The sequence below is a fragment of the Chitinophaga sp. genome (assembly GCF_035538455.1).
Lineage (GTDB): Bacteria > Bacteroidota > Bacteroidia > Chitinophagales > Chitinophagaceae > Chitinophaga.
On sequence record NZ_DATLKJ010000191.1, the window covers coordinates 1 to 19,760 of the forward strand.

Here is a 19,760-nt window from a genome sequence, read left to right on the forward strand (position 1 = left end):
ATAAAAACGAAGACCCCGTTAAGTGAATAACCTTAACGGGGTCTTCGTTTTTATAAATAACATACCACTATCTTCGTACATCAGAAGAATCAAATCAATCACACAAATCACAGTTCCATCCCATTACCTGCTTCCACACACTTTCCAGCTCCGTGGAAAAATGTTTGCTCTTCCAGGCAACAAACCCGTCAGGCCTTACCAGCAAAGCGCCGTCATTGCCTATTCCGGCGGTCGCAGTGATGCTCTTTTCTTCAGGTATGAGATCTCCCTCAGCGCCGATACTGAATACGGTAACGGGCAAACGAAGAATAGCAATCAGCTGCTTCCAGTCAGTATTATCTGTTCCCGTAAACAATACGAAGCGCTTTCCCAGCAAATCCAGTGTGGAAATATTCAGCTGCTGATGTCTCACCGGTAGGTGTGGCATACGCGTACCGGCCGTGCCATCCAACGCTCTGGCACGGCGGTATTCCTGTGATGGTGTGTTTCCGTTAACGATAGCGGTGGAGGTATATTGGTAATCTGGGAGTCCTGCTATATAGGCTATGTTTCGCATACAGAGGCGGCTGCTTATCTTATACAGGCCCAGCATTTCTGCCATGCCCGCACGTAGCGCGGTACTGACGAGCCCTGTTACTACTGCCAGGTTCTTCACCAGCAACCCGCGTTCATCGGCCCACCTGCCGGACTGCAATGCATTGTGCAACCCTACCGGCTGCCGCTCTGCACTATAGGTTTTCAGTAGGGCAGGGCCAGCCCTCCTGTTTAATACAGCCGCTATTTTCCAGGCAAGGTTGTGCACATCCTGGATGCCACTGCTGGCGCCTTTTCCGCCGTATGGCGGCATCACATGCGCGGCATCGCCCGCCAGGAATATACGCCCGTGCTGCATGTCATTAACCACCTTCACAGTAGGCTGCCAGGGCAATACGCTGATGATACGGATGGGAATATTACGCAGCCCTGTTACCTGTCGCAGGATAATAAGCAATCTTTCCTCCGACAGATCTTCCGGTTGGGCGCTCGTATCATAATGCAGGTGAAATACCCAGCGGTTACTATTGTTAATGGCTGTGAGCATGCCATACATATCCGGCTCCCTGACCAGCAGGATACTGAATTCACGGCCTTTCACAAAAAATTCCAGGTCTGCTTCAAAATAAATATTCAGTAGGTTCCCCAGCACGCCTGTACCGGTGACAGGCGCCCGCAATGTTTCCCGGATACCGCTTTTAGCGCCGTCGGCAGCGATCATATAGTCCGCCCTTACCGTCAAGGCTTCACGGGTATCACGGTCGCGGATATACGCAATAACACAATCATCGTGCTGCGTGAAAGACTCCAGCTCCGTATTAAAACGTACATCTGCTCCCCGCTGCTTCGCGGCGGCCACTAATACAGGCTCTGACAGATCCTGTGTACAACGCGCGCCTTTCTCAGGACTAAGCCCCGCCAGTCCTTTCAGCTTCATCAGCTTTTCCGGACCCGATTTCTTACCAGGCTTTTTACCCTCCAGGGCAGCAGCCACAGAAGAAGCATGCAGTATACCCCAGGCCGGCGCCAGCGCTTTCCCTGCTTCACATATCTGCCCGCTTATCCCCAGCTCCCGGAAAATCTCCATGGTACGCGCATCAAACCCTCTCGCACGGGGATGGATAGAAGTACCTTTATGCTTTTCCACCAGCAATGGTGTAATGCCCTGCTGCTGCAGACATAGCAATGCCGACAATCCTGCCACGCCGCCACCTACGATCAGAACCGGGACCTGTATATCCGCTTTGTCCGTTGTATTCATAACCCTCTTTGTTTTGATTCTGTTGTAAAAGTGAAGATTACATGGCCTTTGTATTGGCATAAAACGGATAATTTTGTACCTTAAACGGAGCTTTTAAATAACGGGCTATGGACAACGGGCAACAACAAGACGCCAACCACTTTCCCACATTCGAAGAATACTGCACATTTGCCGACCGCGATGAGCCCCTTATATACCAGGTCAGTTTCCCGGAAGTAACAGGCAACCTGAGAATGATGAAAATGGGTAGCATAGCTGTTAGTGACGGCTATCTCAAAATATCGGATAAAGCAGCAGGACATGGCAAACTAAAACACTTCAATGAACTCCCACTCGTGGAAATGAACTTCGTCATGGAAGGGCGCATTAACCAGCAGCTTAGCTATCTCAAAGAGCCGTTGGTCCTGACGAAAGGCTATCACAATGTCATGTACAACCGCGGCGAATGGGAAAGCAACCGCTTCATCGGCAGCGGCGCCCATAATACTTTCACCATCAATATCGATACAGAACGATTCATACAACTCTTCGCCGCTTATTCCACAGAAATGGATCATATCGTGGAAAAGGTAGCAGCAGGTAAACCATTCCTGGTACAACAACCCCAGGCTCTCTACACTCCCTATATGCAGTCCGTCATTCAGTCAATATGGGACAGCCCTCTCAAAGGCAGTCTCAGAAAGCTGTTCCTGGAAACAAAAATGATGGAACTGATGTTATTGCAATGGTCGCTGTTCACACAACCACAGAATAAGGAAAGCATACTGAAAAACAGGCAGGACAAAGAGCGTATCCATCTCGCCAGGGAAATATTGCTGAAAGATATACAGCAGCCGCCCTCGCTGACACAACTGGCAGTGTTATGCGGAATGAACGAGTTCAAACTGAAGAAAGGATTCAAGGAAGTGTTCAATGATACCGTATTCGGATATTTCAACAAGATCAGACTGGAACAGGCGCGGCACCTGCTGCTGCACACCGACAAAACGATCACGGATATCGCTTACGAAACAGGATATGCGCATCCGCAACACTTCAACCGCGCTTTCAAAAAACAGTTCGGCATTACGCCCGGCAATATAAGAGCATAATTATTTCTTTCTTAAACCTTAATAACTGTTATGAAAGTTCTGCTTTACATTCTCCTCGTTATCGCAGCCCTCATCGGCCTGTTGCTGATAACTGCGTTATTCGTTCCCAAATCCTATACTGTTGAAAGGGAAGTTGTCGTCAATAAACCGAAACAGGCAGTATATGATTACATTAAATACCTGAAAAACCAGGACAATTACAGCAAATGGAATCAGCTGGACCCCAATATGAAAAAGAGCTACACCGGAACAGACGGTACAGAGGGCTTCTCCTATGCATGGGACAGCGATAATAAAAATGCAGGCAAAGGATCGCAGGACATCGTCAAGCTCACGGAGGGAGAAAGAGTGGACTTTGCCATACATTTCATTAAACCATTCAAAGCAGATGCTACTGCCTACATGACCACCACCGCCGTCTCTGATACCCAGACTAAAGTGAAGTGGGGGTTCAATGGCAACATGACTTATCCCATGAACCTGATGCTGGTCTGCATGAACATGGATAAAATGGTGGGTGACGACCTGCAGGTCGGTCTCAACAATCTGAAAACATTGCTGGAAAAACAATAAGGAAACAAGGTTTAGCTGATAGCCATGAGCTATCAGCTAAACCTTGCCAAAAATGACGTAATACCCCCCATTATTGTCGTAATTACAACCCATGTAATCAAATACGACATACTAGATTTGCAATACAAGAGTTGCAAACAATTCCACTCATTCATACATGCCTGATGGTTACAAAACAAAAACGGGTAGTGATAACCTGCAGGCATCGTCATGCATGAACATTGTTACGGGCTGCAACTCTTGTATTATCTATAGCAGACAACTTCTTTCATTTTTCTATTGATACGCTACAACGATACCACTTATGACCACTCCTGCAACAAACGGACATCATGCACTTGCCACGCGGCGTGAATGGATAGGATTAGCCACTATTGTATTACCACTGATGGTCCTGGCAATGGACCTCACCATTCTTCACCTTGCAGTACCTACACTGGCAACTGCCCTGAAACCTTCTCCTGTACAACTGTTGTGGATGGTAGACATCTACGGCTTCTTTCTGGCCGGATCACTGATCACGATGGGCAGCCTCGGTGACCGTATCGGCCGCAGAAAATTATTGATGGCAGGCGCAATCGCTTTCACAATTGCTACAATACTGGCAGCCTTTGCCACCAGCGCCAATATGCTGATAGCTGCACGCGCCATACTGGGCATCGCCGGCGCTACCCTGGCGCCATCTACGTTATCACTCATCCGCAATATGTTTCACGATGATCGCCAGCGCACCACCGCCGTGGCAGTCTGGGGTACCAGCTTCGCTGCCGGCGGTATGTTAGGTCCGCTGGTAGGAGGGTTACTGCTCGAACATTTTCAATGGCATGCTATCTTTCTCGTGCCCGTACCGGTGATGCTGGTATTGCTGATAGCCGCGCCACGCCTGCTTCCTGAATACCGTAACCCGGCCCCTGGTTCACTGGATGTATTCAGTGCAGTGCTGTCCTTGTCCGCCGTATTATCCCTGATCTACAGCTGTAAACACATAGCGCAGGAAGGCATGAATGAACTGTCGCTGATTTTCTTCCTGCTTGGTCTCCTGCTGGGAATATTCTTTGTGCGCCGGCAACACAGGCTGGAACATCCGCTGATAGATCTGCAACTCTTTCGCAGCCCGGTTTTCAGCGCCACCGTGCTGATACTGGTAATGAACGCCTTTTCTATGTTTGCTGTCTCGTTCTTCAATGCACAGTACTTCCAGCTGGCATTGGGGATGAGTCCTGCCATCGCCGGACTATGGACACTCCCCGGCGGTATCATGGTGATCATCAGCTCCATGTTCTCTCCGGTATACGTGCGCCACCTGGCCCGGCCTGTTGTGATAGCTATATGCCTGATGATATGCGCACTTGGATTTGCGGTACTCACCTTTGCCAGTCCGGGCGGACTGCCGGTGATCATTGCCGGCATGTTACTGATTTGCATAGGCGCTGGTCCTGTAGGCACGTTGTGCTCTGACGGTATTGTCAGCGCTGCCCCGCCCGAACGTGTGGGAACGGCAGCTGCATTGCCTTCCACAAGCGCCGAGTTTGGAGGCGCGCTGGGCATTGCATTGCTGGGCAGCGTAGGTACAGCTATCTTCAGGCTGGATGTTGCAGGCAAAGCATTATCAACCACCCCTTCCACTATGAGCGATGCCATTACGCTGGCACAGCAACTGCCGCCCGATGCCGCCGCCGCTGTAATGAGCGCCTCGCGGCATGCATTTGTTCACGGCTATGCCGTAGTTGCGGCCATCAGTGCAGTATTGATGGTGATGGCAGCAATTATTATGTTAACAGTGGTATACCGGAAAAAAACTTCGGTGCTTTCTATCGTACACTGATCACGCCACCTTCACCACTGCTATCAGCGCAGCAGCAACCGTAAGCCCCAGTAACCAGAACAGTTGCTTCCTGCTCTCAGGCTTGTTGCCATTCATCACATTAATAACCGTCACAGCGAGGAACAGCCCCAGCTTGGGAACCACCTTGTAATAGTTGATTGCCGGGTATTTCATCCCCACAAGTATAAAGCCGGTAACCAGTATGATGATGCCGAGTACAAGCCCCTGCTTGTCTTTGGGTGCTCCCGGCCTGGCGAGCAGGTTCACCAGTTTGCATACATATACCAGGAAGGCCGCAAAATGAATAAGGAGGATGATGTTGAACAGGATCATATCGTTGCTGTTGTTTTTACGTGAATAACTGACGCAAAACTAACACCAACGCAAAAGCTTTTGATGCACCTGGGTTAATAAATCAGGACGAAGCCATTCTTTTACGGATACGGCTCAACGATTGCGGCTTCACCCCCACGAAGGAAGAAATGTAATATTGCGGGATACGTTGCTGAAGGTCCGGATAGCTGTTGATGAAACGCAGATAGCGCTCCTCCGGGGAATCTGCATATAAGGAGGTAATCTTCCTGATGGCGTCAACGTACAACTGTTCACACACAAGCCGGCCAAACTTCTGCCCTTCAGCCACCCGTTCATACAACAGCTGCAGGTCCTCATAAGATATCGTCAGCAAAACAGCATCTTCAATAAATTGTATGTTCTTGGCCGAAGCAGAATGATCCAGGAAACTTTCATAATTGCACACAAAATTATTCTCCTGCCCGAATTCATAGACCTTATCTTCCCCATCTGTGACCTCAAAATACCGGATCACCCCTTTGAGGATAAAGCCTACTTCTCTGCATATCTGTCCTTCCTGCAGGAAATAATCTCCACGGTTATAATGCTTCTCCCGGAAAATATTCTTCACAAACTCTTTCTCCTGGTCATCCAGGCGGATAAAGCTTTCTATGGCGTAAATTAGATTGGTGTGCATGCCACAATATTAAACAAAAAAATGTAGTGTTAAAATGGCTTAAAACACCTCTTTATTGTCGCAACTCCACCGCAATTATTTTACCATAAGCAAGTAGGTTTGTAACATCATTTTACCACCTAAATTTATCAAAATGGATAAGCAGGAATTATTGATAGAAGTAGAAAATACTTCGGCAGAACTACTGAAATTATTTTCATCACTGGATGAAGAACAATTGAACAAAGTACCCTTCGAAGGTAGCTGGACAGCCGGGCAACTGGCAGAACACCTGATCAAAGCCACATCAGCAGGATTATTATATACCAGCACAACACCTACCATCCGCCAGCCGGATGAAAAGCTGGAACCTATCCGTAACTTGTTTATGAACTTTGACGTGAAGTTTGAATCCCCTGACTTTATTCGCCCTACCAGCACTTACCATAAGAAAGATGAAGTGGAACAAACATTGCAGAGCCGCTGGAACGAAATGCAGCAGGCGGCAGAAACACTTGATCTCACTGCCACCTGCACCGGTTTTGACCTCCCTGGATTCGGGCAGCTTACACGCATGGAGCTTATCGGCTTTGCCGCCATTCATACACAGCGGCACATCCGTCAGCTCAGGAATATCATCAGCAAAGTGAAAGCAACGCCCTCACTTCAGCCATAATTCCATGTGAACGTTGGCACGCGCATACGGGGAAGGCTCACCTTTTATCTTCTTGAAGCCCAGTTTATGATACAGGCTGATGGCAGGTTTCAGAACCGTGTTACTTCCGAGGTATAACCGCTTTGCACCCAGGCCTTTCGCTTTATCAATAATAGCCTTGCCAAGCAGGTAGCCGATACCCTTACCGCGGACACGCTCTGTTACGGCCATCTTAGCCAGCTCATATGAATGATCATCCATCTTAATCAAAGCGCAGGTGCCTACCGGCTCACCATCGTAAAGCGCCATAAGAATATAGCCCCCCTTACTGAGAATGTGCTCTTTGGGATGATCCAGCGCCTTGTAATCAGAAGCCTCCATCGTAAACAATCGGGTAATCCATTCTACATTCAGGTTCCTGAAATCGTGATGGTACTTCGGCTGATAATCAACAATCTCCACAAGCCTGCCTTCGCGGGCTTTCTTTTCTTCCACCACCCTGCTCACCAGCTCTTTCTGGTCCAGCATAAATTCCCACTCCTCTATCGCTTTCCAGAGATTGTAACTGCTCTCATCAAGCATGTTCTTAATAATGGCCGTCACATCTTCGCACTGCTCCTGCATCGTACGGTTGGCAACCTTCCCCTTCTCCGACAATACAAACTGGCTTTTGCGGCCATCCCCCTCTTCCTGCTGCACAGTCACATAACCGGCCTTTTCCATCTCTTTCAACGTTTTACTCACCGATGCATGACTGTGCCCAATCTCCTTAGCAATATCCGTCACACATTTATTGCCCTCCTGTCCCAACATATAAAACACCGGAAACCATTTGGGATGAAAATCAGTATGATACAGACTGCAGATCTGCTTCGCCTGATCCGTCATTCTTTCATTTAACCTGCGGAGCCGGCTGCCAATAGCCATTACGCCAGCTTGTTGATAAAACTCCATAATATAAAGGTATTTACGTAACCAGTTACATAAATATAAATACTATTCCGGAAAATATCAAATCAACAGCGTGACTGGATAAAAATTTTATGGCGAATAATTACTTTTTGAATGAAAAAAGGAATATTTTTCCATCCGGACAGTACAGACCAATCATACCCCCTGATATCAACGATTGAAATGAACAGATTTTTGTGTGCCATTATCATCGTTCTGTTATCAATCGCATGCCGTAAAAATCCTGGAGAGAACCAAAATGAAATACTGAAAAACAAAATAGAGACGGTAGCAAAAACCTACCGTATCCCTACGCTTTCAGTATTCATCAGGAACCAGCACGGCGAAATGGCGTTTAGATACATGGACAATGAACGAACTATTGCTCCGGTGGAAACATACGGGATTGCCAATGCGACCAATATGCTGGTGGCACTGCCGTTATTGAAGCTAGTGGAAAATCACAAAATAAATCTGGATAGCCCGGTAGTCAAATACCTTCGCCAGACATCCCTGAGCAAAAAAATACCCTGGATGAGTGCCATCAAGATCCGGCATCTGCTGTCACATACCAGCGGTATCCCCGACTTTACACGCCACCGTTCCTGGATGACGCTTCTCCTCGCAAACCGCGCTCCCAGAACATACGCAGAAAAGATTGCACTCATAGAAACACCAGACAGTACACAAAAACTGGATCGCTACTGCTACAGTGCCAGCGACTATGTAATCCTGGAAAGAGTGGTGGAGATTGTCACTTCCCAAAAGGGACCAGCGTATTTCAAAAATTTCTATGCAGATCTTGGCCTGCCGGGCATCACCCTCGACAAGCCTTCAACAGGCACACAAACCTTCTATGCACAGCAGGTGGGCGCCATCACCAATAACACCAACTACAGCGAAAACTACAGCTATGAAGGTGGTGCATATGCCAAAGCACCAGATCTGGCCCTGCTGCTCAAAAAAGTGTTTACAGATAAAAGTGTGCTGAGTCAGGAAAGCCTGGACGAGATGCTCACCTGGAACGACATGCAGAAATACAGGATCAGTTACAGTAACGTACAGATCGCCCGTTATGGCGGAGGATTAATGCAATGCGAAATGCGCGACCAGCAATACATCGGACATGCCGGCATCTCCTTAAAATACCAGTCGTTCATTTTCGTGGATCCCTCCACAGGTTACACAATCATCGTACTGACTAACTGCAGCGGCAAATTCTTCAACAACGCCTTTGCCGTAGAAATCATCGACAAACTTATCGCACAACAGTAATATTTCTCACAAAAACACAAAGGAAGCAAAGAACTTTGCGCTCCTTGCCTCCTTTGCGTCTTGCGGGAAAAACTACTGGCGAATCTTCACCACAAACGTTTCTGCGGGAATATCTCCCGGCTTCAGGGAAGACAGATCAATAACACAATCCTTTCCCTCCTGCTGCCACTTCACAGGCTTGTCACAGCCAGGAATACTTACAACTGCACCTTTACCGGCATTAAAATCACGGATGCGCAGCTGCGGGCGGTAGTAAGGTACAATACAATACAAGGTGTTATCTTTCCGGGTGAAGAACATTTCAATATAGGCATTACCGTTAGCCGGTCGTACCATTTTTGCCACATCATAGTTTGCCATATAGCTGGCCTCTTTCACTTCAGGTTTTTTGCCTGGGCTCCATTGCCGCGTAAGCTTCCAGGGCTTTGTATCATAAATCGCCTCTCCGTTCACTTTCAGCCAGTTACCTATATCAATAAGCCGTTGCTGCATGATCACCGGTATACGTCCGTCAGCAGTAGGCCCGATGTCCAGCAGGAGATTACCTCCACGGGAAACAATATCAGTAAGCAGCAAAATGAGGTCTTTGCCGGGCTTGTAGTCATCCACATTCTCCATACGGTTGTAACCGTAAGACTGCCCTATCCCCTGGCTTTCCTCCCATACAGCGCCCGGCTGCATGCCGCTGCCATATTCAGAAGTCAGGTACGTGGCGCCATTATTGTGTCCGCGGGTATTGTTGCCCCAGCGGTCATCCACAACCACCTCATCTTTCACGGGTGATTCGTTGAACAGCCAGGCTAGTAATTCAGGGCTGCGCCACACACTGTCGGGCAATTCCCATTCTCCGTCAGAGAAGATCACAGAAGGTTTATAACGCGTCACCAGGTCTTTGAACTGGGGAATCATCACTTCATTGACATACTTCTTTTTATCAGCCTTCCAGTAAGGATTGAACCATTCATACAGGGAGTAATAGTATCCCATGCGCAAACCCGCTTTGCGGACAGCTGTGGTCAGGTCGCCCAGCAGGTCCCGTTTAGGCGTTCCCGTTACTGCGTTCCAGGAACGGCCCCAGGAGGTATTGGCCTCTTTGTTGTCCCACAGGCAATAGCCTTCGTGATGCTTGGAAGTCAGCACCACATAACGGGCGCCGGAGCGGCGGAATACTTCTGCCCACTGATCGGGATTGAAGAGCGAAGCGGTAAACTGTGGCTCGAACTGTTGATAGGTAAAACCTTTGCCATAGTTTTTATCATGAAAAGACTGCACCTGGTCATGCGGCTTATCTTTTGTTCCATCAAGGTTATACCAATACCATTCTGAATAGCCCCCGGGGCCCACCACCGCATATGATGGCACGGCATACACACCCCAGTGAATGAAAATACCAAACTTGGCCTGGTTAAACCAGACAGGTATTCCCCGCTTATTCAGGGATGGCCAACTGGCCGTATATCGCTGTGCAGACAGCCACATACAGGAAAACAACAAAAGGATCGCAGTGCAGGATATTCTTTTCATAACGGGAAAATTTGCATTAGTCGCTTCTAAAAATAAAATGCAAAGGCGCTAAATCCAAATATTCGGTAACCTTTTTTATACCATCATGTTCCTGTTATAACAGCAACGGCTATACCAGCTTCGCCAGTATATCCACACATTTCTTCAGCTCCTCAGGTGTAGAAGACGCAAACCCAAGCCTCGTAGTATTCTCCTGTGGGGCATACAGGGAGCCGTCATGCAGGTATAACCCACGGTTGAACGCCTGTTGCGCTATAGCTTTGAGGTCAATGCCCGCTGCAAAGGTGGCCCATACAGCCAGGCCCCCTACCGGTACCTCAAAGCTAACGGCGTCTTTCAGCTTCTTTTGCATCAGTGCACAGAATACATCCCGGCGCTCTTTATACAGGCGCAGCGACTTGCGCAAACAGCGCTGTACCACACCCTCCTGCAACAGCTCCGCGATCGCATTCTCCAGCACAGTATCCCCCTGCCTGTCGATGATGCGCCGGAACTTCGCAAGATGCGTAATGACGTACTCCGGGCCAGTGATATATCCTACCCGGAAACCCGGTGATATGGATTTGGTGAAGGAACCGCTGTACAGTACCATTCCGCTGCGGTCTGCACTGGCTAAGGGAAGCAAGGGTTTGCTGTGATAGTGAAAGTCGTAGTCGTAATCATCTTCAAAAATAAAAAAACCGTACTTCTCCGACAATTGCAGTAAATGCATGCGCCGGTCGGCACGCAACACCACCGTGGTGGGATAGTGATGGTGCGGAGTTACATACAGCATGCGCAGTTGCTTCCTCCGGCATAATCTCTCCAATGCTACCGTATCAATACCATGTTCATCCACCGGCACTTTCAGCGGATTAGCTCCTGCCTCCACGATATTAGCCATAGCGCTCCCCCACGTAAATTCTGAAATGGCAACATTGTCGCCAGGCTGTAACAGCGCATTCCCAGCCAGGTGCATAGCCATCGTGGTACCACGGACAATAAGGATATTTTCCGGTGATGCATGTAAGCCACGCGTTTCCTGAAGATACTCCGAAAGTTGTTGCCGCAGCCATTGAGAACCCATAGTATCACTATAACCTAAACGTATATACGAATTTCCAGTCAGCAGTTGGCTGCGGTATGCGCGGGCCAGTTCTTCAAGCGGAGCCAGTCGGGGATCAGGGAAACCGTCGTCAAGATGCAAACCAACACCTGCTTTAATGACCATCCTGTTGAGATGCGGCGCCGGTGGTACTTTGATACCTGTTGCTGTCACCGTTTTGGTGGTGCGGGTCGCAGGTAATGCCTGCGGCTGCAGCTTGGGCAAATGTCTCGCCACGAAGGTGCCGCTCCCCGTGTGGCTTTCCAGCCACCCTTGTACCAATAGCTCCTCATATGATTTCACCACCGTTTTGCGATGCACCCCAAGCCATTCTGCCATCTGCCGTGAGCTGGGCAGCCGCTGGCCGGCATGCATCACGCCTGTTCTGATAAGCCCCATGAGCTGATTAGTCAGTTGTAGATACACCGGCTGTTTACTGCTTTTATCAATATGAAGGGAAGAATAAAAAGGCGTCATATAATTGGACTACTTACTTTGTAAAAATTGGACGACAACAAGTAGCCAATAAAGGTACAACTTTGTACAAACAAAGATCAATTATGACGAAACTGCCAACATATCTCGTCCCCAGCCGTTCGGCGAAAAGAGCACACTACGACAGGGAATCCATCGATCCTATTCTCGATGAAGCCTTATACTGCACCGTCAGCTATGCGGCAGACAACCGGCCTTTCTCCATCCCTACCGCATTCGTGCGCTATGGCGATAAAATATATATCCACGGCTCCGTAGGCAGCCACTTTATCCGCGAGCTCGAAAAGGGCATACCGGTATGTATCTCCGTAACATTGATGGACGCGCTGGTAGTAGCTAAATCAGCCTTTCATCATTCTGTCAACTACCGCTCCGTGGTGATCTTCGCTACTGCAGAAAAGATCACCGGTCATGCCGGCAAAACAGAAGCGCTTAAATGGATCACCGAAAAAATGGTCCCCAACAGCTGGGATTACCTGCGGCCCATCAAGGATAATGAGGTTGCCAAAACCACTGTACTGGCATTTAGCCTGGAAGAAGCCGCTGCGAAAATACGTACCGGTATGCCCAGTGACGATAAGGAAGATGAACTGCTGCCGATATGGTCAGGACTCATTCCCCTGCCCAAACGCCGGCTCGCGCCCCTGCCGGACGATCTGAGCCTGAACATACCACTGCCACCGCACCTGCTATGATTCAGGGCAATAGGTTACAATGTCAATGCCAACACCATTGGGATCTTCAATAGCGAAGTGCTTGTCGCCCCACGGCTCCTTCCGTAAGGCTATCTTAACAGGAACTCCCTTCGCCATCACAGCGGCATACATGCTGTCCACATCTTCCACTTCAATGGTAAGATATACACCTTTGCCCCCAAATACCGGCTGGAAAAGAGGTTGCTGACTAGGGTGGTCAGGCAGCAGAAAGCTGATGGCCACCTCCTGCTGCGGCGTATGCAGCAACAGATAAAAATCATTTTCGAAAGTCACTCCGAAATTGAGCACTTCGGTGTAAAATGCTTTACTCTCCTGAATTCTCGTGGTAATAATACCCGCATTTAATTTCATCCTGTTGAATTTTTATTACCACAAAATTCGGCACATGCCGGCTTCTATCATTGTAAAAAAGGGACATAATTATTTCGGTGCAGCCGTTGGCGTTAGCCCATACATAGTCTTGAACTCTTTGATAAAATGAGCCTGATCAGAATACCCCGCATCAAAGAAGGACTTATGCTGCCGGATACTTGCCGCGGAAGGACGGGCATGCAGGAAGTGCTGGAACCTGATCACCTTACTGAATACTTTAGGCGTATCTCCTACATAGAACTCAAACAGCCTTCTCAGCTGGCGTGGGCTGATACCTGTATCTGTAGCCTCTTTCAGAGGTTGTAACCCTTTACTGCTGCAAATATTATCGATGGCCTCCCATACTCTCCCGTCTGTATGCACCTTGCTGTTACCCGTCTGCTTTAGAAAATATTCATCCAACCGGAAAGCTATTGCAGCAAGAGATGTTTCCCGCTGCGCCACGTCTGTAATGCCGGCGGCATGCCGTGGCAACACATCTTTCAACCTCTCGTCACGGCCGGTAAGCGTAGCTGCGTTAATGTTATACAGCAAAGGGAAAGCGGCCGGCAGAAAACGGATACCAGTATAGTTGAAAGCTGCGGGCAGCGGGAACGCTGTATAGACAGAAGAAAACCCTTTGATGAATATGTTTGCAGGGTCAGCAGTTTCAAAATAAATATCGATGCAGCCATCTGCCACCACGTGATAACTGAATGGCGCCACCAGCGACACCGGAGTACTGAGCTGCCAGTAACAGTAAATATATCCTTGTAAACCTGCATGTGGCGGTACTTCCATGTAGCGCACATCCGCGGCATTACAGGCCGCAGGTTGAACGGGTGCGAAGATTTTGCTACAGGGCGAATGGTTCATGACGTTAAATTACATTTTTCACAGATTATCTGCAGGCAGCCAAAAATATAATATCTTGTAGATAATCATAGCCAGATTTCTCATGACCCAGATTTCCTTGCTTCAAAGCATTGCCGGGCTGCTGGCAGGTATCATTGTGATTGTGGTGCTGACAGCCAGATTCAAGGTACACGCATTTTTTGCATTGCTGCTGGCCTGCGTGGTCACCAGCGCCATTCTTCGTTTGCCCGTTACAGATATTATCAGCGTAGTGAAGACGGGTTTCGGAAATATCGTAGGGTCGTTGGGGTTATTGATCATCCTGGGCACTACACTAGGGCTGGTGCTGGAGCATACCGGCAGTACGGCTGTGCTGGCGGCTTTGGTATTGAAAAAAACCGGTGCCGGGCGTTCGTCGTTGGCGATGAACATCATCGGGTATATAGTAGGTATGCCTATCTTCTGCGACTCCGGCTTTATCGTACTAAGCGGTCTTAACAAGGCGCTGGCAAGGCGCTCCCGTATATCCCTGCTCGTAATGGCCTCCTCCCTCGCAGCGGGATTGTATGCAGTACATTGTATGATGCCGCCCCACCCCGGTATTACCGCTGCTACCGGCGCCATCCATGCAGATCTTGGCCGCGTAATGCTGTATGGCCTGCTGATAGCCATTCCCGCTGCCTTCTGCGGTTATTGCTGGTCGGTATATGCAGGCAGCAAGCTGCCGGCGCCGGAGATAGAAACGGAAGAAAGCGATGTCTCTAATGGACAACAACCCTCCGCCCTGATGTCTGTATTACCGGTGGCTGTGCCTATATTTCTCATTGCCTTACGATCCATGCTCACCCTCGAAAATACAGCCAGTTCAGCTGCTATACGGATCATTTCCACACTGGGCATTCCGGAAGTTGCACTCAGTGTTGGTATCCTGCTGGCCCTGGCAGCAAAGAAAAACTGGGAACGCCACAGCATCGGCAGCCTGTTGGAAGAAAGCGCCATCAAAGCTGCTGGCATACTCGTGATCATCGGAGGCGGAGGCGCCTTCGGAGCCATACTCGCCAAAGCTGATATTGGCAGCCACTTTGCACAGAATGCCACGCTCACCGGACTGGGGCTCTTCGTCCCCTTTCTCATCACTACTATTTTAAAAACAGCACAAGGCTCTTCAACCGTAGCAGTTATTACCGCAGCTACTATCGTGCAACCACTATTACCCACCCTGGGACTGGATCATGAAAACGGACGCATCATCAGCGTACTCGCAATGGGGGCAGGCTCTATGATGATCTCCCACACCAATGATGCCTATTTCTGGGTGATCGCCAGGTTCTCCGGCCTGGAGATCAGGGATATGCTGCGGGTGTATAGTACCGGTACTATTGTCATGGGAATAGTAGCGATTGCTTCCGTTTATGGGCTATCGCTATTGATACTGTAACTCTTTCACCCACATCCAGACAAATTTGTCTTAATTTCATCAAGGATAAAAACGACAGCATGGCAAACTATAGCGGCTATACACAATGGCTCAACGGACAGGTAGTAACAGAAGCAGACCGCCAGCAATTGGCAATGCTGAACACAGGACATTTCACAGCACTACAATCAAGAGACGGCCGCGTAAAAGGATGGAACATCCACTTAAATCGGCTGGAAAACGCATCACAACAACTCTTCGGGATAGGCATAGATAAGGAGGCCATTACCAGCCAGGTGCGCAGTATACTCCGGGATCAGCTATCCTGTTCGCTGCGTATCCATATTTTCTCTACCGCCGCAGACCTGCTGCATGTTACTCCCCGCGACCTGCAGGTACTGATTATCCACGCCGCGCCTGTTAATACAGAAAACCAGGAAGCGATCAGCATAAGCACCGCCACCTATGAGCGGTTTTTGCCGGAAGTAAAACATGCGGGCATTTCCATCGCCGCCCTGTATCACAAAAGACAAGCAAGATTGAAAGGATTTGACGATGTGCTGTACACCAATGCTGCCGGCGATATATTGGAAGGCTCCATCTGGAACATCGTCTTTTACAATGGTCAGGAATTCGTATTCTCCGCCGCACAGGCGCTGAACGGAACCATGCAGCAAATGATTATACAAGGTCTGCAACAGCTGAACATTCCTTATCGTGTAACTACCATCAACCAGCAAGAACTACATCTGTTTCAGGCTGCTTTCATAATAAATTCCATCCATGTAGCACGTCCCGTATCCCGTATTGACGAGGTTATCTTCCATTCAGATAGCAACATTGCTGCAATACTTTCCGACGCATATGCGCAAACGCACTGGGAAAGACTGTAAAGCACACCCGGCGGGCATCCGGAAGCGATATATTTGCAACCACGGTGTAAAAATAGATCATGCCGGACCCGGCAGGAATCGTAATTTTGTGACATGCGGTTATTGAGCTTCATACTGAGTATTTGGGTGATCATCTCTGCCATCGTTCCCTGTGCAGATGCAGCCCCTCGTATGAAAACAACGCAATGGCAGCAACAAGCCGCCCTGCGCACCGCTACGGAGAGCCACCAGCATACCGCTGACCAATGCTCCCCATTCTGTGCATGCGCCTGCTGTAGTGTGGCCGGTACTACCGGAAACGTAACTGTAACTGATTACAAGGCGCATCCATTACGAGAATATAAACATTTTTATCTGTGTCTGCTCCCCAGTGAGGTCCCCCCCTCCTGCTGGCAGCCACCCCGGCTGGCATAGCCCTCCCATCAACGGAAACAATACTTTTCATATACAGCACCCTGCTGCCGCCTGCCTGTACACACATGTAGCAGCAGCCGCTTATAAATAATATGCGATGAAAGATAATTCAGCTACAGCACCTGTAACAAAAACAAATGCCCACCGCATGAAAAACACAATCATGCACCCGGTGAAAAGCATGAGCATAGCCATGATCACAACGATGGAAATGACCACGGTCACGACCACACGAAATTCATGTTCCTGGGTAAGAACTCCGAACTATATTTTAGCCTGATATGCGGCGCACTGCTGGGTATCTCCTGGCTGCTCTCCTTCTCCGGCGCAATACCAGCCTGGCTGCCACTCTCGCTCAGCATAGGCGCCTATTTCTTCGGCGGATTCTACACAGCCAAAGAAGCGGTAGAAACAGTATCCCGCGGCGGATTCGAAATTGACTTCCTCATGCTGGTAGCAGCCGTTGGCGCCGCTATACTCGGAAAGTGGCAGGAAGGCGGACTACTGCTCTTCCTCTTCAGCCTGGGTCATGCCCTGGAACATTATGCTATGGAGAAAGCCCGCAAATCCATTACCGCATTGGCCGACCTCGCGCCTAAAACTGCCCTGCTCATGCAAAACGGACAAACAACCGAAGTACCTACTTCACAGCTGCAGGCAGGAGATATCATACTCGTGAAACCCAATACCAAGATCTCCGCGGATGGTATTGTGGTACAAGGTAACAGCAGCGTGAACCAGGCGCCTATTACGGGCGAGAGCGTCCCCGTCGATAAGTTTGCCGTAGACGACGACGCAATAGATGTAAAACAGGCCGGTCAGCTGGATGCCAGATACAAGGTGTTTTCCGGCTCCATCAATGGCAACGGCTCTATACAGGTAAAAGTGACTCAGCCGGCAAGTGATTCCACTATCTCCCGGCTGATCAAACTCGTGAACGAGGCACAGTCGCAGAAATCGCCCACGCAGCAGTTTACAGATAAGTTTCAAAGATATTTCGTACCGGCAGTATTGATACTCGTGCTACTGCTTTGCTTCGCCTTCCTGGTGATTGATGAACCTTTCAGTGCCAGCTTCTACAGGGCAATGTCTGTACTGGTAGCGGCAAGTCCGTGTGCGCTGGCCATCTCCACTCCCAGCGCAGTATTGAGCGGCGTGGCCCGTGCCGCTAAAATGGGCGTCCTGATCAAAGGCGGCCGCCCGCTGGAAGACCTGGGTACCCTCACCGCAGTCGCCTTCGATAAAACAGGTACGCTCACGGAAGGAAAGCCCAAACTCACCCAGGTAGTACCATTCAATGGCATCAGCGAGAATGATTTGCTCGTTACCGCCGTTGCGGTGGAAGCATTAAGCGATCACCCGCTGGCAAAAGCCATCGTACGTGATGGTAAAACAAAATTAGGTAACACGCCCATCCCACAGGCAGATAACCTGGAAGCAGTACTGGGCAAAGGTATCAAAGCCACCCTGAACAATGAGCCGGTGTATGCCGGCAATATGGCGCTGTTCAACTCTCTGGACAATATAACACCACCGGCAGAACTGGTAAGCAAAGTACAGGAGCTGGAAGCAGGCGGTAACACGGCTATGGTTATACGAAAAGGCAACACCTACGCCGGCATCATCGCCGTAATGGATACGCCCCGCGATGAAGCCACTACTTCGCTGGCCGCATTGAAACAGATCGGGATACGCCGCATGATCATGCTCACCGGCGACAACCAACAGGTAGCTGACGCAGTAGCTAAAGAAATAGGCATCACCGATGCCTGGGGTGGACTCCTGCCGGAAGAAAAAGTTGCCGCCATCAAAAAATTGGCGCAGCAGGAAAACAAAGTAGCAATGGTGGGTGATGGCGTCAACGATGCCCCCGCAATGGCCAACAGCACTGTAGGCATCGCCATGGGCGCCGCCGGCTCCGACGTAGCCCTCGAAACCGCCGACATAGCCCTGATGGGTGATAAACTAAGCCTGCTCCCATTCGCAATAGGACTAAGCAGAACAGCAAGCCGCATCATCAAACAAAACCTCTGGATCAGCCTCGGCATGGTAGCCGTCTTAATACCCCTCACCATTACCGGCCTGGCCTCCATAGGCCCCGCTGTAATGGCCCACGAAGGCTCAACGTTGGTAGTCGTGTTCAATGGATTGCGCCTGCTGGCATACAAACAACGATCTGCGTGATATTTCGATTTTCATGATGAGCGGAGAATGTTGTGGACAAGATTGATGTAATTTTAGGGGCAAAGTAATTTATCATTTCCCCAAACACCTGTCATCAACCTAAAACTGCATTATGATGAAATCTTCGCTCATCTGGAAAGTCAACGCTTTCACGCTGATCACCGCACTAGCCTCGCTGCACACTTACAGCCAGAGCGCTCCCACGTTGAAATCTGTTCTACTAAAACAACTGAAAACCACACACAATGTCAAAGAGTGGTTTGTGCCTGTAAATGTAGCGCTGGAAGGACTTACTCCCGACCAGGCTAACTGGAAAGACGGCAGCGGCAATCACTCCATCGGCCAGCTGGTGCAACACCTTATCTACTGGGACTATGATCAGCTGGAAAGATTCCGCGGTAAAAAAACCAGAGACGACGTAAACAACGACAGCACCTTTACATTCGATGAAGCAGGATGGGCCAACGCCGTAAAAAAGGTCGATGCAGTGCTAACGGAATGGGAAAATGAGATAGAGAAAGCAGATGATGCAAAGCTCACCAAATGGTACGGGATTATCGCCAACATCTCTACACATAATGCCTATCACACAGGCCAGATACTCTACATACGCAAACAACAGGGATCATGGAATCCCGAAAAAGGAGTTAAATAAAAAAAACGCGCCACTCGTTTAGTATGGATGGCGCGTT

General features: G+C 49.3%; 19 protein-coding genes. 11 read left to right on the forward strand and 8 right to left on the reverse strand.

The features are described 5' to 3' along the window. Positions 1-94 precede the first annotated feature (94 nt). Positions 95-1,795: an FAD-dependent monooxygenase gene (locus VM802_RS22820; protein WP_325534944.1), complete on the reverse strand. Its 1,701-nt coding sequence runs from the start codon at positions 1,793-1,795 to the stop codon at positions 95-97. A 107-nt stretch (positions 1,796-1,902) separates the two neighbouring features. Here VM802_RS22820 and VM802_RS22825 point away from each other — a divergent pair, with 107 nt between their 5' ends. The 3 genes from VM802_RS22825 to VM802_RS22835 all read left to right on the forward strand — a co-directional run bounded on the left by VM802_RS22825 (position 1,903) and on the right by VM802_RS22835 (position 5,284). Next, positions 1,903-2,886, forward strand: a complete 984-nt coding sequence (locus VM802_RS22825) for a helix-turn-helix transcriptional regulator (protein WP_325534946.1) — start codon at positions 1,903-1,905, stop codon at positions 2,884-2,886. A 30-nt stretch (positions 2,887-2,916) separates the two neighbouring features. Beyond that, on the forward strand, positions 2,917-3,459 hold the full coding sequence (locus VM802_RS22830) for an SRPBCC family protein (RefSeq protein WP_325534948.1): 543 nt from the start codon (positions 2,917-2,919) through the stop codon (positions 3,457-3,459). A gap of 304 nt (positions 3,460-3,763) precedes the next feature. After that, positions 3,764-5,284, forward strand: coding sequence for an MFS transporter (locus VM802_RS22835; protein WP_325534950.1), 1,521 nt, complete (start codon positions 3,764-3,766; stop codon positions 5,282-5,284). Here the strand turns inward: VM802_RS22835 and VM802_RS22840 are convergent, their stop codons facing one another. Together VM802_RS22840 and VM802_RS22845 are read right to left on the reverse strand one after the other, a co-directional pair. Beyond that, on the reverse strand, positions 5,285-5,617 hold the full coding sequence (locus VM802_RS22840; protein WP_325534952.1) for a hypothetical protein: 333 nt from the start codon (positions 5,615-5,617) through the stop codon (positions 5,285-5,287). Positions 5,618-5,699: 82 nt separating this feature from the next. Further along, on the reverse strand, positions 5,700-6,275 hold the full coding sequence (locus VM802_RS22845) for a Crp/Fnr family transcriptional regulator (protein ID WP_325534954.1): 576 nt from the start codon (positions 6,273-6,275) through the stop codon (positions 5,700-5,702). A gap of 133 nt (positions 6,276-6,408) precedes the next feature. Between VM802_RS22845 and VM802_RS22850 the strand changes: the two genes are divergently transcribed. After that, positions 6,409-6,930, forward strand: coding sequence for a DinB family protein (locus VM802_RS22850; RefSeq protein ID WP_325534956.1), 522 nt, complete (start codon positions 6,409-6,411; stop codon positions 6,928-6,930). Here VM802_RS22850 and VM802_RS22855 read toward each other — a convergent pair. Beyond that, positions 6,916-7,863 (reverse strand): bifunctional helix-turn-helix transcriptional regulator/GNAT family N-acetyltransferase, encoded by a 948-nt coding sequence (locus tag VM802_RS22855; RefSeq protein WP_325534958.1) that lies wholly within the window; start codon positions 7,861-7,863, stop codon positions 6,916-6,918. The two genes, VM802_RS22850 and VM802_RS22855, sit on opposite strands and share 15 nt — an antisense overlap. Positions 7,864-8,043: 180 nt before the next feature. Here VM802_RS22855 and VM802_RS22860 point away from each other — a divergent pair, with 180 nt between their 5' ends. Continuing rightward, positions 8,044-9,135: a serine hydrolase domain-containing protein gene (locus tag VM802_RS22860; protein ID WP_325534960.1), complete on the forward strand. Its 1,092-nt coding sequence runs from the start codon at positions 8,044-8,046 to the stop codon at positions 9,133-9,135. Between the two features lie 72 nt (positions 9,136-9,207). On the opposite strand, the gene VM802_RS22865 is transcribed toward VM802_RS22860, so the two are convergent. Together VM802_RS22865 and VM802_RS22870 are read right to left on the reverse strand one after the other, a co-directional pair. Beyond that, positions 9,208-10,659, reverse strand: coding sequence for an alpha-L-fucosidase (locus tag VM802_RS22865; RefSeq protein WP_325534962.1), 1,452 nt, complete (start codon positions 10,657-10,659; stop codon positions 9,208-9,210). Positions 10,660-10,768: 109 nt separating this feature from the next. Next, positions 10,769-12,220: an aminotransferase-like domain-containing protein gene (locus VM802_RS22870; RefSeq protein WP_325534964.1), complete on the reverse strand. Its 1,452-nt coding sequence runs from the start codon at positions 12,218-12,220 to the stop codon at positions 10,769-10,771. An 83-nt stretch (positions 12,221-12,303) separates the two neighbouring features. Between VM802_RS22870 and VM802_RS22875 the strand changes: the two genes are divergently transcribed. Next, positions 12,304-12,933, forward strand: coding sequence for a pyridoxamine 5'-phosphate oxidase family protein (locus VM802_RS22875; RefSeq protein ID WP_325534966.1), 630 nt, complete (start codon positions 12,304-12,306; stop codon positions 12,931-12,933). On the opposite strand, the gene VM802_RS22880 is transcribed toward VM802_RS22875, so the two are convergent. Together VM802_RS22880 and VM802_RS22885 are read right to left on the reverse strand one after the other, a co-directional pair. Then, positions 12,928-13,305 carry a VOC family protein gene (locus tag VM802_RS22880; RefSeq protein ID WP_325534968.1) on the reverse strand — a complete coding sequence of 126 codons (378 nt, stop codon included), beginning with the start codon at positions 13,303-13,305 and terminating at the stop codon, positions 12,928-12,930. The genes VM802_RS22875 and VM802_RS22880 overlap by 6 nt on opposite strands. A 69-nt stretch (positions 13,306-13,374) precedes the next feature. Then, a complete protein-coding gene (locus VM802_RS22885; protein WP_325534970.1) occupies positions 13,375-14,181 on the reverse strand; it encodes an AraC family transcriptional regulator in 807 nt (268 codons plus the stop codon). Between the two features lie 82 nt (positions 14,182-14,263). Here VM802_RS22885 and VM802_RS22890 point away from each other — a divergent pair, with 82 nt between their 5' ends. From VM802_RS22890 to VM802_RS22910, 5 genes are all read left to right on the forward strand, one after another. Continuing rightward, positions 14,264-15,598 (forward strand): GntP family permease, encoded by a 1,335-nt coding sequence (locus VM802_RS22890; protein WP_325534972.1) that lies wholly within the window; start codon positions 14,264-14,266, stop codon positions 15,596-15,598. Positions 15,599-15,657: 59 nt separating this feature from the next. Next, a complete protein-coding gene (locus tag VM802_RS22895; protein ID WP_325534974.1) occupies positions 15,658-16,470 on the forward strand; it encodes an aminotransferase class IV in 813 nt (270 codons plus the stop codon). Positions 16,471-16,563: 93 nt separating this feature from the next. Then, a complete protein-coding gene (locus tag VM802_RS22900) occupies positions 16,564-16,884 on the forward strand; it encodes a DUF6660 family protein (protein ID WP_325534976.1) in 321 nt (106 codons plus the stop codon). A 240-nt stretch (positions 16,885-17,124) separates the two neighbouring features. Next, on the forward strand, positions 17,125-19,068 hold the full coding sequence (locus VM802_RS22905) for a heavy metal translocating P-type ATPase (protein WP_325534978.1): 1,944 nt from the start codon (positions 17,125-17,127) through the stop codon (positions 19,066-19,068). A 112-nt stretch (positions 19,069-19,180) separates the two neighbouring features. Next, complete coding sequence (locus VM802_RS22910; protein ID WP_325534980.1) at positions 19,181-19,723, forward strand: DinB family protein; 543 nt, start codon at positions 19,181-19,183, stop codon at positions 19,721-19,723. The last annotated feature ends 37 nt before the right edge of the window (positions 19,724-19,760 follow it).